The following is a 14,656-nucleotide window of genomic DNA, read 5'->3' as shown; positions in this document are numbered from 1 at the left end:
AACTGTAGCAGGACGCACTCGCTGCGCAGTCGTCGATCAGAGCGACTCGGCGGCATCCGCTGTGCGATAAACCGACCGCACCATCAGCCAGGACACCACGAGCAGCGGCGCGTACAGCGGGATACCCATCAGGAGCTTCATCGTCGCGAGCAGTTCAACGTTGTTCGCGAGGTAGAGCGGCAGCTGCACGGCCAACCGGCCGAGGAACAGGCCCGTCCAGCACAGGGTAAGAACGGTCAGGACCCGTCGTTTCGATGCGTCCAGCCGCCAAGCAACGCCGTCACCCATCAGAAACCCGACGGCAACGCCAATCAGTGGCCAGCGCACGAGCACAGACACGAGCAGGGCAGCACCGTAGCCGGCGTTGGTCCACAGACCCACCAGAAAGAAATCGGATGGCTTTCCGGTGAACAGGGCAAGCGCGACACTGATGGCCGTTCCGACCAGCCCACCCAGGGCCGGCGTCGTCGTCTGCTTGGTGATGGCACGGAGGGCGACGAAGATCACGCCGAGCACGAGGGGTGCCACCAGCGACGGAAGCAGGGTACCGATCGGGTCACGGGTCACATCGGTCGACGGGTCGATGGTCAGCGTATACGTGACCAGAAACACCAGGCCCGGGAGTACTGCTTCAATCAGACCACGGATGCCGCCCATCGCGGCCAGCAGGGCTTGGCCGCTGATCGCCTCCCCCTCGGTCGCCGCGCCGAACCCGGCGCGTCGCGCAGCCCCGGCCATCGACTCGGCGAACAGGGCTGAAGCCGTCGGCGTGGGCTCGGGCGACGGCGCGTGCGCTTCGTCCTGCCGGTCGTCCGGGCCGGGAGTGTCGCTCATGCTCGGCTAGACCGCTGTCGTTTCGGTCGCGCTGGCGGGCGTGACCGGCATACGCAGGGGAATCAGATCGCGCGGCGGCATTGGGGTGGAGCCACGCACGACAACGATGCTGCGGAATAGGTCTTCGATCTGGGCTGCGGCGGTGGGATCAATGGCGCCCTCGCCGGCGATGACGCCGCGCAGAAACCAGCGTGGGCCGTCGACGCCGATGAAACGTGCCAGGCGGGTGACACCACCGGCTTCCTGGCCGGCCGCGACGGGAATCTCGGCGACGAGTTCGAGGCCGAACGGGCCCTCGCGCGGAGTCGTTGTACCGCCCTGTTTACCGATCTGGTCGGCAATCTGGTCGCGAATTTCATGCCATAGGCCACTGGAACGCGGCGCGGCGAACGGCTGCACCTGCAGGGTAGACCCGGCGAAGTCGAGACCGATGGCGACGACGCGCTTGCTGCCCTCTTCAATTTCCAGCCGCAGGTGTAAACCCTCGCGCGGCAGAATCTTGATACCGCCGAGGTCGACGTACGGCCGCACCGGGTTGGCTTCTGACTCGTCAAACGGGCCATCGCTTTCACGGTCATCCGGTGCCGATTTAGCCTGGGGTTCCGGGAACTCTCCCGCGTTCGTGGTGTCAGTCACCGATTTTCTCCTTCACGCTGGGCGGATTCGCCCGACACTAGTTCACTATCCGGGGTCCTAGCCGCCACGCCGGTTGATCCGAAACCACCCTCGCCGCGGTCACTGCCCGGCAGCCGGTCGACGGCGATGAAAGTGGCCCGAGCGACGGGCATCACGATGAGTTGGGCAATCCGATCGCCGATGTTGATCGTAAACGAATCGAACTGGTCGGTATTGAGCAGAGCCACCTTAATTTCACCGCGGTAGCCGGCATCCACTGTTCCTGGAGCATTCACGATAGTGATGCCGTGCTTGGAGGCGAGACCGCTGCGCGGCACGACAAAGGCGGCAAACCCGTCGGGAAGGGCGATCGACACGCCGGTACCGACAAGTGCACGGGTACCCGGGGCGAGCACCAGCGCGTCGGCCGAGTGCAGGTCAGCCCCGGCATCACCGGGGTGCGCGTAGTTGGGGAGAATGGATGCCTGGATCAGTACTTCGACGCTTTCTGTCACGTGTCGAGGGTAGTGCAGATATCTGATCGAATAGAGCCATGCCTGATTACCGTGAAAAACTGTGGCCCAACGTCTGGGCCTTTCTTGTCACCGCGCTGGTGATACCCGCGAGCATCCTCGTGCTCGTTCCCATTTCGCTGCTAGCCGGCATCGTCACTGCCGCCGTTCTATACGGCGGCTGCGTGCTGCTCCTGGTGCTCGCTTCACCCGTTGTGCGGGTGCAGAACGGCGAGCTGATCGCCGGGCCCGCCACGATTTCTACCGACCTTCTGGGCGAAGTTGTCTGGTTCGACAAGGTCGAGGCCACCCAGGAACGCGGTCCCCGGCTGGATGCCCGCGCCTGGCTACTCATTCGCGGCTGGATTGCCCCTGTTGTGCGCGTACCGATCACCGATGCGAGCGACCCCGCACCGTATTGGATCATCTCCAGCCGTCACCCACGACAGTTGGCCGCAGCGATTAATCAATCGCGTACGGCCAACGAGGGTGATACAGGTCGAGCTGAGTAGTACTTAAGAGTCGCACTCCAGGCAGAAATGTCCGAACTTGGTTTCGTGGCCCATCTGCGAGCGGTGCTTCACGAGGAAGCAATTAACGCAGGTGAACTCGTCGGCCTGCGCTGGCAGAACGACGACATCGAGGTCGAGGTCGGACAGGTCGGCGCCAGGAAGGTCGAACCCACCCGGGTTGTCGGAGTCGTCAACATCAACGCTGCCGGACATTTTATCTGGCACACGTTCCTTGAGGGCCTCGATCGACTCGGAGTCGTCTTCAGTCTTTCGGGGTGCGTCGTAATCGGTTGCCATGCCCATCCATTTCAGTTACGCCGATAAACGAAATCGGCGGGCACAGTTTCCAACAATCCAGTTGAAAAAGCAAACCATTCGCCAATCTTTTATTCGGACGCAGGAAACAACTTGCGCCGCGCCCGGCGTATTCCCGCGAAATGGCATCAAGTCGTGGCAGTCTTGCAGGCAACGGTAATCGCGAGAGGGCTTGTCTTCATGCAGGAATTGAAGGTTATTGGGGTTGAGAACGGTGCGCTGCTTGCAGCGTCCGAAGATGGCGATCGTTATCGCATCGCCATCGACGAGGTTCTACAGTCCCGGCTTCGCCAAACCCAGACGGAGCGGAGCCTCGCGCCCAAGCTTTCCCCACGGGAAGTTCAGGCGCACATTCGCTCCGGCATGTCCGCAGAAGATGTCGCGGCCGTCACCGGCGCTTCGCTCGACTACGTACGCCGCTTCGAGGGCCCCGTCGTCGCTGAACGGGAATACATCGTGTCGTCGGCGCTCAGCGTGCCGGTGCACACCGCCATAGACCCGGACCCGATCGACGAAAACGTGAACTTTGGAAGCGTCATTCGCGAACGCCTCGCCTCCCTGGGCGCCACCGGTGAACGCTGGGCCAGCTGGAAGGAACCGGGCGGCGGTTGGATAGTGAAGTTATCGTTCACCGCCGACGAGATCGACCACGACGCGCGGTGGGGTTTCGAACCGAAAAAGAATTCCCTGACGCCGGTCGGCAGTGAGGCCATCGCACTCTCCCAGCAGGGCGAGCTCAAGGGCTCGCTCATTCCCCGACTGCGCGCGGTCGGCTCGGAAACGAGCGCGGCTGACGTGTCGCGGTTCGACAGCAATGCCTTTAACTTCAAAGAGTCGCTCGCGGACGAAATTTTGAACGACACCAGCCCCAACCTTGAGGCGCTGCCGTATTCGCGCTCGCTCAGTCGCGACGATGCCGTGTCGAAAGCGGCGATCAAGCGCGCCGCTGAGCCGGCCTCGAACATGAGCGAGACCGCGGACCTCTTGGAATCGCTGCGTCGTCGGCGCGGCGAACGCGAGGCGGCTGCGAGCGGGGACGGCGCTGCTGGCAAGCCGACGGCATCCGCTTCGGCGCAGGGGCTCGCGCAGCCGCCGGTTCAGTCCACCGCAGCCGCGGCATCGATGCGGCCACGCCGAACAGCACCGGCCGAGGCCGCACTGACGGCCGCCGCACTGACCGACGAGTCGAGCGCGGCACCGGCGACCACACCGGAACCCACCGGCAACGCCTGGGCCAACCAGGCCGCGCGGGCGCAGGAACGCACCAACCACGGCCGCACAACGCCCAAGCGCGGGCGCGCCTCAATGCCCAGCTGGGACGAGATCGTGTTTGGTGCCCGCACCGACGACGACCTCGGCTAGTCGGCCCGAGCGGCAACCCAGGAGTAGCGGCGTTGCGGGCGGCCGGTTTGGCCATAGCGCAAGCTGACTGTTGCCTGCCCGGTTTCGACGAAAAACTCCAGGTATTTGCGAGCCACCACCCGCGACAGGCCTAGCAATTCGGCGCACTCCGACGCGGCCAGGTCGGGTTCGCTTCCCGCCAGGGCGGCAGTGGCCAGCACAGCTGTCTCCTTGCTCAGGCCCTTCGGCAGGGCGGAGACCGGTTCTGGGGCAGACAAAGCGGATGCACTCCCGAGCGCCTGGTCCAGATCACTCTGGCTGAGCTCGCCGCTGCGGCCGAGCAGTCGTCGTCGCTCGGCATAGCCAGCCAGTCTGGACTGCAGTTCTGTGATCTTAAACGGTTTGAGCAGGTAACTCACGATGCCGCCTTGCAGTGCCGCTGTGACCATGTCAGCCTCCCGGGCGGCGCTCAGCACGAGAAAGTCCACCCCGTGCCCAGCTTCTCGTGCCCGGCGGATGACATCGAGGCCGGTCATATCCGGCAGGTACATGTCGAGCAGCACGAGGTGCGGGGCCGTCTCTCGAGAAAACTGGGCCATTCGGGCGAGCGCGTCTGACCCGGTCGCCGCGACGCCGACGACGGTGAAACCGGGCTGCTGCGCCACAATCCGTTCGTGGGCGCGCGCCACCATGAAATCGTCCTCGACGATGAGTACGTCACACACGGGCCTGCTCCTCGTGGTTTGCCCGACCCGGCTGGTGTGGCTGATCGGCATGAATGGGCAGCACGGCTTCCACCACGGCGCCGTTATCGTTGCGATAGCTCACCGATCCCCCACGACGCGTGGCGACGAGGCGCACAATTGCGAGTCCGTAGCCATGGGTGTCGGTGTCGCCCAACGTTGATTTGCTCGTCACTCCCGTCTCAAACACGCGGTCGACCAACGCGGCATCGATGCCAGGCCCGGAATCCCGCACCTTGACGCGCACGGCGGCGACTTGCAAAGCCCCACCTGGATTGGTCTGTACATCTAGCCGCACGCTGCGCTTCGGCGCTCCGGTGACGGCATCAAGGGCGTTGTCAACCAGATTTCCGATCACGGTGACGAGGTCGATAGACAAGTCGGCGTCGACGCGGCTCAGTATCGATTCGGGCGACAGTACGAGCGTCGCACCGCGTTCGCGGGCGAGTGATGTCTTGGCGATCACGAGTGCGGCGACCGCCGGCTCCTGCAGGCGCGTGAGAACGGAATTGTCGAGATCAGTGCGGTCGCGGGTCACAGCATCGACGTATTCCACCGCGGCTTCGGTGTCACCGAGCTGGATAAGCATGGAGATGGTGTGCAATCGGTTCGCAAACTCATGGGTTTGGGCACGCAGGGTATCGGTGGCCTGCCGGCTACTGCCGAGGTCGTGTTGCAGCGTGACCAGCTCGGTGCGGTCGCGCAGGGACGTCACAACCTCTGGCAGGGACCTGGGCGGGTGAATGACCGTCTGGTTGAGCACGAGTAGCACCCCGCGGTTCACCAAGACGGTGTCGATCTGGCCGATCTCCTGCTGTCGCAGCGCCCGCACGGCCTCGGCATCGAGGCCGACCGTGTCGATTGCTCGGCCTTCGGCGTTAGCGGGCAGGCCAAGCAGGGCGCGCGCGCTGTCGTTGGCGAGCGTGATGAGGCCGTCGGTGTCAACGGCGATCACGCCCTCTCGAATGCCGTGAATCATGGCGTCCCTATGCTCGACCAGGCGCCCGATCTGTTCCGGCTCGAGACCGAGAGTCTGCCGTTTCACCCGCGCCGCCAACAGCAGGGATCCGGCGACACCGAGCACTCCGGCTACTCCCACATAGGTGAGCAGGTTCGGAGCCGCGCTCGCCAGCAGTTCGGCCCCGGCCGGAAACTGACGCGCGGCAACAATCGAGCCAACCACCTCGCCGGAGTTTGACAGCACCGGCACCTCAGCGACCACGTAATCGTTAGCGCCGATCGGCGCGACACCGGCCCACGCGGCATCGGACTCGTCGGGAGTGGGATCGATGGCCAGGTCAGTGCCGAGCATTCGCGGATCGGCCGGTGACGCGATGATGCGGCCGTCGGCATCCGTTATGAGCAATTGGTCGACTCCGGTCGTGGTGCGGAGGGCCTCGACCGGAACGGAGAGCTGCTGGGGCACGGCAGAGCGCTCCAGCAGACTGCGCACGAGGGGGTTCGCTGCGGTGTATTCGGCGACCGTCAGCATGCGTCGCTGGGCCCCACTCTCAAAGGTTGTGCGGGTCTGCTCGACCGAGATGGCGGTGACAGCAACGAGCACGAGGGCGATCAAGCTCAACTGAAAAAGTAACAGTTGGCGGGTCAGGCTCAGTCGGCTCGAGCGGATGCCCGACCTGAGTGGGCGCGGCGTCAGGGTCCGTCGGTCTTCTCTGGCCATAAGAAATAATCCCTCATCGCGGCGTCAAACCGAAATTACCGCGCCTACGGAAGCGGTCGCCGACGGCGCAAACATAAGCTACACAACGTTCATTAACGTCACAAGTTGTGTCTGGCCTGCCCACCACGCAGGCTGAACTCGGCCAGCAACGAGGCTCGCCAGAAATCGTAGAGGATTTACGCATGCCAATCACAGCACGCACCATGCGCACCCGCCGAACGGCGGGCACTGTTGTTCTCGCCGGCGTCGTCGCACTCGCTCTCAGTGCCTGCGGAGTCACGAGCGCCACGAACACCGAGGCTACCGACAACGGCCCGATCGACAGCCTGCAGGTGATGATTCCCAACGCCCCTGGCAGCGGCTACGACGTCACCGGTCGCGCCGCGGTCAAGGTGATGGACGACCTGGGTCTGGCCACCGGCACCGAGGTCACCAACCTAGCTGGCGCCGGCGGAACGGTGGGTCTCGCTCGCACCCTGACCGAAACCGGCAACGCCAACTTTCTACTCATGATGGGGCTCGGCGTCGTCGGCGCCGCCTACACCAACGAGGGTGACGCCAAGGTTGCCGACGCAACTCCGATCGCCGGACTCATCGAAGAAGCCGGCGCGATCTTCGTGGCCGCCGACTCCCCGTACCGGACAATGGACGACCTCGTCACCGCGTGGAAAGCCGACACGGCTAACTTTGCCGTCGGCGGCGGCTCTTCCCCGGGCGGTCCGGACCACCTGCTGCCCATGCAGCTCGCCGATGCCGTCGGCATCGACCCGACAACGGTCAACTACGTCGCCTATGACGGCGGCGGCGAACTACTGCCGGCCATTCTAGGCGGCAAGCTGGCGTTCGGAGCTTCCGGCTACGGCGAGTTTCTTGAGCAGGTGAAGTCGGGCGACCTGCGGGTGCTCGCTGTCACGAGCGAGGAACGCGTTCCGGTCATCGACGCCCCCACCCTGACCGAAGAGAACATCGATCTGGTCTTCACTAACTGGCGCGGACTCTTGGCCGCACCCGGTCTGACCGATGCCGAAATCGCCCGCCTCGTGGACGCCGTCACCGCAATGCACGGCAGCCCCGAGTGGAAGCAGGTTCTTGAGGACAACAGCTGGACCGACGCCTTCATCACCGGCGACGACTTCAGCACCTTCCTCAGCGAGCAGGACGCCCGCGTCGCCGACGTGCTCAAGACCCTGGGCCTGGTCTAACGTGTCCGCTCCCAGCACCGCCCCTGCAGCCGGGCTCCGCGCCCGACTGCAGGGTAGATCAGAGCTCAGCGTCGCCGCCCTGCTCGCCGTGATCGCGATCGTTATCGCGGTCGATACCGCGAACATCCGTCACACCGCCATCAATGCCGGCGTGATGGGACCGCAGGTCGTTCCCACGGTCATCGCGACCGGCCTGGGTCTGTGTGCGATCGCCCTGGCGATCTCTGTGCTGCGGGGCGGCCACGCCGAGGCCGAAGACGGCGAGGACATCGACCTCACTCAGAAGGCGCACTGGCCGACAGTGTTCGGCCTCGGTGGCCTGATTTTCGTCTTTGCCCTCACGATGGACTTTCTCGGTTTCGTGATCGGCAGCGCGCTGCTGTTCTACGGCTCCGCCCTGCTGCTCGGCTCAAGGCGCTTCATCTGGGCGCTCGTGATCGGCATTCTTCTAGCCGTTGGCACGTTCTACGGCTTCGCGCTGGGCCTGGGCATTTATCTGCCGGCTGGCCTGTTGACGGGAATTCTCTGATGGAAAACCTCACCCTGTTGATAGAGGGGTTCAGCAACGCGCTGACCCCGCAGAACCTGCTGTTCGCCCTCATCGGCGTGCTGCTCGGCACCGCCGTCGGCGTGCTGCCGGGCATCGGACCGGCCATGACCGTGGCCCTACTGCTGCCGCTCACCTACGCTCTCGACGTGACCGGGTCGCTGATCATGTTCGCCGGCATCTACTACGGCGGCATGTACGGCGGGTCGACGACCTCGATTCTGCTCAACACACCGGGCGAGTCCTCGTCGGTCGTCACGGCACTCGAAGGCAACAAGATGGCCAAGGCCGGACGCGGCGCTCAGGCGCTCGCGACCGCAGCGATCGGCTCGTTCGTGGCCGGTACCCTCGCCACCGGCGCCCTCGTCTTAGTCGCCCCGTTCATCGTGGCGATCGCGATCGGCCTGGGGGCTCCCTCCTACTTCGCGCTGATGGTCTTCGCTTTCGTCGCTGTCAGCGCAGTGCTCGGTTCGAGCCGTATCCGCGGGCTCGCCTCGCTGTTCATCGGACTGACCATCGGCTTGGTCGGCCAGGACCTCACCACCGGTCAGCCGCGCCTGATGTTCGGGCAGCCGCTGCTCTCGGGCGGCATCGACGTCGTCGTCATCGCCGTCGCCCTGTTTGCGGTCGGTGAAGCCCTGTGGATCGCAGCGCACCTGCGTCACGGAGTACCACCGACGATCCCGGTCGGTGTGCCGTGGATGGGCAAGGAGGACTGGAAGCGCTCGTGGAAGCCGTGGTTGCGCGGCACTGTCATCGGTTTTCCGTTCGGGGCTATCCCGGCCGGCGGCGCCGAAATTCCCACATTTCTGTCGTACGTGACAGAAAAGAGGCTGTCAAAGCATCCTGAGCAGTTCGGGCACGGTGCCATCGAGGGCGTAGCCGGACCGGAAGCAGCCAACAACGCGTCCGCCGCCGGAACGCTGGTTCCGCTTCTAACCCTCGGTCTGCCCACCACAGCAACCGCCGCCGTGATGATCGCCGCATTCAACCAGTACAACATCCACCCGGGTCCCCTGCTATTCCAAACGGAACCGGTGCTGGTCTGGACGCTGATCGCGAGCCTGTTCATCGGCAACACCCTGCTGCTCGCACTCAACCTGCCGCTCGCACCGCTCTGGGCCAAATTGCTGCGCATTCCCCGCCCGTACCTCTACGCTGGCATCCTGTTCTTCGCAACGCTCGGTGCGTACGCCGCTGGCATGCAGACCTTCAACATCGGCATTCTGCTCGTGCTCGGCGCTCTGGGCTACATGGCCAGGCGCTTCGGATTTCCGGTGCTGCCGATCATTGTCGGTGCCATCCTCGGCCCGGAGATGGAACGCCAGCTGCGCCGCGCGCTGCAGATCAGTGCCGGCGATCCAGCAGCGCTGCTCAGTGAGCCGGTAGCCGTCGTGGCGTACACCGTGATCGTGCTTTTCCTCGTCGTTCCACCGGTGATCAAGGCGGTGCGTCGACGGTTCGGTCGTGGCGGCCCGACGGGCGGCCTCCAGGCGGGCGGCGACTCCGATGGGTACAGCGAAGACACCGAGTCGACCGTGGAGTTCGACGCTTTTGGAACCCAGACCTCGGACGGAAGTGCTCGGGTGATTCGGGTGGTGCGCCCCCAGACTGAGCGCCGCGGAAAATAGCCTTCGGTTCGATAAGCGACGAACCCTCTGAACGTCCCGGTGCGGGTTAGCCTTGACCAGTGAAACTAACCGCAGCTCTGCGCACCTCCACCCGCTTACCCGTGCTGCAGGTAGTGAAGGTGGCCGTCGCCGTGGCGCTCGCCTGGACGGTGTCTCAGCTGCTGCTGCCGAACGATCTGCCGATCTTCGCCGCGATCGCCGCCCTGCTTGTGGTGCAGCCGAGCGTGAACCAGACCCTGGGTCGCGCGATCGAGCGAACTGCTGGCGTCATCGGCGGCGTCATCATTGCCTCCACGATCGGTTTCTTTCTGGGCGAGTCCAGTTGGGTCGTGCTCGGCACGATCGTGGTGAGCATCCTGGTCGCCTGGGCGCTCCGACTGTCTCCGTCCTCGGCAAGTCAGATTCCCATCAGCGCGATGCTCGTGCTCGCGCTCGGTACTACGACGCCCGGGTACGCACTCGATCGCATCTTTGAGACGATGATCGGCGCCGTAATCGCGCTCATCGTCAATGCCGTTATCGTTCCGCCTGTGCTCACTGCGCCAGCGCGTGACGCGGTCGGGTTACTCACCCGTGAAGTGGCCGACACCTTTGACCGCATCGCCGCGGCGCTATGCACCCCACAGAGCTCGGTCGACCTGATGGAGCTCATGATCAAGGCCCGGCTGCTACGCCCCATGCTGGTGTCGGCTGAAAAGGCGATTGCGCTGGCGGAGGAAAGCCTGATGCTCAACCCGCGCAAGGCCAAACTACGCCGCGGGCTCGATGCCGACCATGAAAGAATCGGGCGGCTGCCGACGCTCGTTACCCGAGCCATTGGCATGACCCGGGCGCTGCACGATCACTATGATTCGTCACTACAGTTCGAACCGACCGTTCAGGCCTTCTCCGGAGAGCTTGTGCGGGCGGCACACGACCTCCGTCTGCTTGCCCGAGCGGAAGGGGACCCGACCGCCGCGGCAGAGCCGCTCGAACCCGAGGCGCTCGCCCTGACAGCGCCGCTGCGCATCGTGACGCCGCACCCCGACCACTGGATTCTGATCGGCTCGCTGATGGAAGACCTGCGTCGGGTGCGCGAGGAGATCGTCGGCGATCGCGCCTGATCGGCAAAAGAACGGATGCTCCGCGCGGGTCTCGCGCGGAGCATCCGTTCTCAGCTGACGCGGTTTAGAGCACCTTGGAGAGGAAGTCCTGGGTGCGTTCCTGCTGCGGGTTGCCGAACAGTTCGGCCGGAGTGCCCTCCTCGACGATGACGCCGTCGGCCATGAAAATGACCCGGTCAGCGACCTCGCGGGCGAAACCCATTTCGTGAGTAACGACGACCATGGTCATGCCCTCGGCAGCGAGGTCCCGAATGACCTGCAGCACTTCGCCGACCATTTCCGGGTCGAGGGCGCTCGTGGCCTCGTCGAACAGCATGATGTCGGGGTTCACCGCGAGGGAGCGGGCGATGGCAACGCGCTGTTTCTGGCCACCGGAGAGCTGCGCTGGGCGGGCATCCGCTTTGTCGGACAGGCCCACGCGCTCAAGCAGCTTGAGGGCGGTGGCGCGGGCATCCGCTTTCGATTGCTTCTTCAACTCCGTCGGTGCCAGCATGATGTTTTGCAGCACCGTCATGTGCGGAAACAGGTTGAAGTGCTGGAAGACCATGCCAATGTGCTGGCGTACCTCGTTGAGGTCGACCGTCTTGTCGTTGAGGTTGAAGCCGTCGACAATGACCGTGCCGGCGCTGAGCTCGTCGAGCTTGTTCAGGCAGCGGAGAAAGGTGGACTTGCCCGAACCAGATGGGCCGATGACGCAGACGACCTCGCCCTCGGCGATCTCGACGTCGAGGCCCTTGAGCACCGCGTTGGAGCCGAACGACTTGCGGAGGCCCTGGACACTAATCTTGCTCATTTGTTGAACCTCTTGTCGAGCTTGTTGGAGAGCATGGTGAGCAAGTTGATGACGATGAAGTACAGCGCCGCCACGATCAGCAGCGTCTCACCGGTGCGAAAGTTCGCCGCGTAGATCTGCTGGCCCTGATAGGTGAGTTCGGCGAAGCCGATCACGGCGAGCAGCGAGGTGTCTTTCAGGGTCATCACGAACTGGTTGATGAACGAGGGCGTCATGATCTTCACGGCCTGCGGCAGCACGACCCGGCGCATGGTTGTGACGTAGCCGAGGCCCAGGCTGCGACCGGCTTCGGTCTGGCCAGGGTCGACCGACTGGATGCCGCCGCGCACGATCTCGGTCATGTAGGCACCGGCGTTCAGGCTCAGCGTGAGCACACCGGCCGTCAGGACGTCGATCGACTGCCCGGTGAGCTGTGGCAGACCAAAGTAAAAGAAGAACGCCTGCACCAGCAGCGGTGTGCCGCGGAAAATGCTCACGTAGACGCTCGCTATGCCGCGCAGCACGCGGCTCGCGGAGACAGTGAAGAACCCGAACAGCACGCCGAGCACGAGAGCGATCAGAATCGACAGGCCGGTCGCGAGCAGGGTCAGCCCGAGACCCTTCATCAGCGCCGGCATGCTGTCGCTGAGCAGACCGAAGAAACCGGATGCCACGGCGGGCGCTGGCTGCTCCAGGTAGGTGTCAAGAATGGTCTGGTACTCGCCGTTGCTCTTCAGCTCGGCCAGGCCGGTGTTGAAGGCGGCGAGCAGTTCAGGGTTCTGCCCCTTGTTGACGGCGAAGCCGTAGGAGCTGCCCTGTTCCTTCTCGGTGACGGACTTGAGCCCGTTGTTCTGGTTGATACCGTAGGCCAGCACTGGATAGTCGTCGAACACCGCGACGGAGTTGCCGGCCTTGACGTCGTCATACATCGTGGCCGAGTCGGCCAGGGCTTTGACGGTGAAGCCGTACTCGTCCTTGATCGAGTTGGCGAAGGTCTCGCCCTCGCTCCCCCGCTTGGCGACGACGGTTTCACCGGCCAGGTCGGAGTATTGAGTGATCTCGGTGTTGTCCTCGGCGACGGCCATCTGCACGCCGGAATCGAAGTAGGGGTCGGAGAAATCAAAGATGAGCTCGCGCTCGTCGGTGATCGACATGCCGGCAATCACGCCGTCGACCTGGTTAGACTGCAACGCTTGCAGCGCAGCGTCGAAGCCGAGTGACTTGATCTCGACCGTGAAGCCCTGGTTCGCGGCGATGTCGCGAATCAGATCCATGTCGATGCCGGTCAGTTCGCCGTCTTCGCGATACTCAAAGGGCGCGAAGGTCGTGTCGGTGCCGATGACGTAGGTTTCGCCGGTGACTGCGGCCTGTGGCTGGCTGGCGACGGCGGCGCTGACGCCGACGAAGCCTCCGGCGAGGGCTAGCAGCGCCGTGACGGCGACCGCGAGCTTTCCCGCCCGGAACATAGTTATTGTGCGCAAAGGAGAACCATTTCTTGTTGTGCGAGCTGATCGCACCTAGCGGCCAGTGGAGTGTTTCGCGCCGATCGACGCTGATCTACCGGGGAGCGGATGCTGCATACCCTGTAGAAAGAGCCTACCGTGGGGGCACGCCGCAATGATTATCACGAAGGAAGGACGGCCCGTGCGTTTTCGCCAGCTCGAATATTTTGTCGCTGTCGCCCGGGAACGGCATTTCGCTCGGGCGGCTGCCGCGTGCCATGTTTCCCAGCCTGCCCTCTCCGCGGCAATCAACAGGCTGGAACAGGAACTCAATGTTTCTCTGATCAACCGTGACCATGCCTTTGAAGGGCTGACGCCGGAGGGCGAACGGTTGGTGATTTGGGCCAAACGAATTTTGGCGGAGCATGACGCGTTCAAGGCGGAGGTTCAGGCCGTCCAATCCGGGGTGACCGGCGTGTTGCGGTTGGGCGTTGTGCCAAGTGCCTCCACAACCGTCGCGCTGGCGGTTGCTGCGTTCTGTGCTGCGCATCCGTTAGCCAAGGTACAGATCACGTCGGGCCTGTCCGCGGTCGACATCGCGCGCCGACTGCGCGATTTTGAATTGGATGCAGGCGTCACCTACCTCGATGACGGTGAAGATCCACGACTTCTTTTTGTGCCCTTGTATGAGGAACGTTACGTTCTCATCGCCTCCGACGAACTTGTTCCCGACATTCCGGCGACGATGACCTGGCTCGAGGCATCTGCGCTCCCCCTCGCTGTCTTGACGCCGCAGATGCGCAGCAGACAAGTGATCGACAATGCTTTTGCGCACAACCAGATTCGGATGGAACCGCAGGTCGAAACGGATTCGATCGCGTCTCTCCATGCGCACATGAAGACGGGCCACTGGGCCAGCATCGTGCCACATTCGTGGGTGCAAACTATTACGCCGTCATCGCGCACCCGCATTGTGCCACTCGTCGATCCGGTCGCGACCGCGCGCGTCGCTGCGGCGATCAGCGCGGCGTCGCCTGGTTCGGTCACCGCACGGGCGTTCGCGGCCGTTGCGGCGCGGCTTTCGCTGGGTGAGCTGTTCGATCGGGGGCTTCCGGCGGTATCACCCGCGACACCGGCGACCGATTGATAATGTGCGGTTATCGGCTGGTCGAATTCTGGTCTTGGACGGGCCGGGCACCGGGGTACAGACTGGGATAAGCGCTGCAGTCGAGCGCGGAACCAGCCACGTGATGGACCCGATGATGACCAGGTAATCGGGTTCCGTCTTCGACGCCGCGCCGCCCTTGTTCTGAGTGAAAGGCCGTGACACCCCGTGCGCCCGACGCTGTCCTACATTCGCGCGCTCGTTAGGGTTGGACCGGCGGTCAATGATCATTGGCCGGCCC

Annotated in this window: 15 protein-coding genes; 7 read left to right on the top strand and 8 right to left on the bottom strand. The window is 64.0% G+C overall.

Features of this window, described 5'->3' with window-relative positions; translation table 11 throughout:
- Positions 1-36: 36 nt before the first annotated feature.
- The 3 genes from CXY75_RS05680 to dut are packed head-to-tail and all read right to left on the bottom strand — an operon-like array spanning position 37 to position 1,964.
- Positions 37-834 carry a DUF3159 domain-containing protein gene (locus CXY75_RS05680; protein ID WP_104081854.1) on the bottom strand — a complete coding sequence of 266 codons (798 nt, stop codon included), beginning with the start codon at positions 832-834 and terminating at the stop codon, positions 37-39.
- A gap of 6 nt (positions 835-840) precedes the next feature.
- Positions 841-1,470: a DUF3710 domain-containing protein gene (locus CXY75_RS05675; protein WP_104081853.1), complete on the bottom strand. Its 630-nt coding sequence runs from the start codon at positions 1,468-1,470 to the stop codon at positions 841-843.
- A complete protein-coding gene (gene dut / locus CXY75_RS05670) occupies positions 1,467-1,964 on the bottom strand; it encodes a dUTP diphosphatase (RefSeq protein WP_104081852.1) in 498 nt (165 codons plus the stop codon). Before dut ends, CXY75_RS05675 begins: the two co-directional genes overlap by 4 nt.
- Before the next feature lie 38 nt (positions 1,965-2,002).
- On the opposite strand from dut, the gene CXY75_RS05665 reads away from it, so the two are divergent.
- Positions 2,003-2,473, top strand: coding sequence for a DUF3093 domain-containing protein (locus CXY75_RS05665; protein WP_104081851.1), 471 nt, complete (start codon positions 2,003-2,005; stop codon positions 2,471-2,473).
- Positions 2,474-2,476: 3 nt separating this feature from the next.
- Here CXY75_RS05665 and CXY75_RS05660 read toward each other — a convergent pair whose 3' ends face one another.
- Positions 2,477-2,770, bottom strand: a complete 294-nt coding sequence (locus CXY75_RS05660) for a DUF4193 domain-containing protein (RefSeq protein ID WP_104081850.1) — start codon at positions 2,768-2,770, stop codon at positions 2,477-2,479.
- Positions 2,771-2,968: 198 nt separating this feature from the next.
- Between CXY75_RS05660 and sepH the strand changes: the two genes are divergently transcribed.
- Positions 2,969-4,150, top strand: coding sequence for a septation protein SepH (gene sepH, locus CXY75_RS05655; protein ID WP_104081849.1), 1,182 nt, complete (start codon positions 2,969-2,971; stop codon positions 4,148-4,150).
- Here the strand turns inward: sepH and CXY75_RS05650 are convergent.
- Both CXY75_RS05650 and CXY75_RS05645 read right to left on the bottom strand, forming a co-directional pair.
- A complete protein-coding gene (locus CXY75_RS05650) occupies positions 4,147-4,854 on the bottom strand; it encodes a response regulator (RefSeq protein ID WP_199182374.1) in 708 nt (235 codons plus the stop codon). The two genes, sepH and CXY75_RS05650, sit on opposite strands and share 4 nt — an antisense overlap.
- Positions 4,847-6,553: an ATP-binding protein gene (locus tag CXY75_RS05645; protein WP_233201751.1), complete on the bottom strand. Its 1,707-nt coding sequence runs from the start codon at positions 6,551-6,553 to the stop codon at positions 4,847-4,849. Before CXY75_RS05645 ends, CXY75_RS05650 begins: the two co-directional genes overlap by 8 nt.
- Before the next feature lie 203 nt (positions 6,554-6,756).
- Between CXY75_RS05645 and CXY75_RS05640 the strand changes: the two genes are divergently transcribed.
- Genes CXY75_RS05640 through CXY75_RS05625 form a run of 4 tightly spaced genes read left to right on the top strand, consistent with a single transcriptional unit; the run spans position 6,757 to position 11,036 of the window.
- Positions 6,757-7,755: a tripartite tricarboxylate transporter substrate-binding protein gene (locus tag CXY75_RS05640; RefSeq protein ID WP_104081885.1), complete on the top strand. Its 999-nt coding sequence runs from the start codon at positions 6,757-6,759 to the stop codon at positions 7,753-7,755.
- A 1-nt stretch (position 7,756) separates the two neighbouring features.
- Positions 7,757-8,284, top strand: coding sequence for a tripartite tricarboxylate transporter TctB family protein (locus CXY75_RS05635; protein ID WP_158251134.1), 528 nt, complete (start codon positions 7,757-7,759; stop codon positions 8,282-8,284).
- A complete protein-coding gene (locus CXY75_RS05630) occupies positions 8,284-9,933 on the top strand; it encodes a tripartite tricarboxylate transporter permease (RefSeq protein WP_104081847.1) in 1,650 nt (549 codons plus the stop codon). The genes CXY75_RS05635 and CXY75_RS05630 overlap by 1 nt, the downstream gene beginning before the upstream one ends.
- A 59-nt stretch (positions 9,934-9,992) precedes the next feature.
- Complete coding sequence (locus tag CXY75_RS05625; RefSeq protein ID WP_104081846.1) at positions 9,993-11,036, top strand: aromatic acid exporter family protein; 1,044 nt, start codon at positions 9,993-9,995, stop codon at positions 11,034-11,036.
- 64 nt (positions 11,037-11,100) lie between these two features.
- On the opposite strand, the gene CXY75_RS05620 is transcribed toward CXY75_RS05625, so the two are convergent.
- Together CXY75_RS05620 and CXY75_RS05615 are read right to left on the bottom strand one after the other, a co-directional pair.
- Positions 11,101-11,829 carry an amino acid ABC transporter ATP-binding protein gene (locus tag CXY75_RS05620; protein ID WP_104081845.1) on the bottom strand — a complete coding sequence of 243 codons (729 nt, stop codon included), beginning with the start codon at positions 11,827-11,829 and terminating at the stop codon, positions 11,101-11,103.
- The gene (locus CXY75_RS05615; protein WP_104081844.1) at positions 11,826-13,274 is read right to left on the bottom strand and encodes an amino acid ABC transporter substrate-binding protein/permease; all 1,449 of its coding nucleotides are present in this window, start codon (positions 13,272-13,274) and stop codon (positions 11,826-11,828) included. Before CXY75_RS05615 ends, CXY75_RS05620 begins: the two co-directional genes overlap by 4 nt.
- Before the next feature lie 151 nt (positions 13,275-13,425).
- Here CXY75_RS05615 and CXY75_RS05610 point away from each other — a divergent pair, with 151 nt between their 5' ends.
- Positions 13,426-14,397, top strand: coding sequence for a LysR family transcriptional regulator (locus CXY75_RS05610; protein ID WP_255411761.1), 972 nt, complete (start codon positions 13,426-13,428; stop codon positions 14,395-14,397).
- Positions 14,398-14,656 lie beyond the last annotated feature (259 nt).

Origin of the sequence: Cryobacterium sp. Y11, from assembly GCF_002929535.1 — a bacterium.
In the GTDB taxonomy this organism is placed as follows: domain Bacteria; phylum Actinomycetota; class Actinomycetes; order Actinomycetales; family Microbacteriaceae; genus Cryobacterium.
The sequence above is the reverse complement of the archived record's forward strand: the minus strand, read 5'-3'. Positions and strand labels throughout refer to the sequence as shown.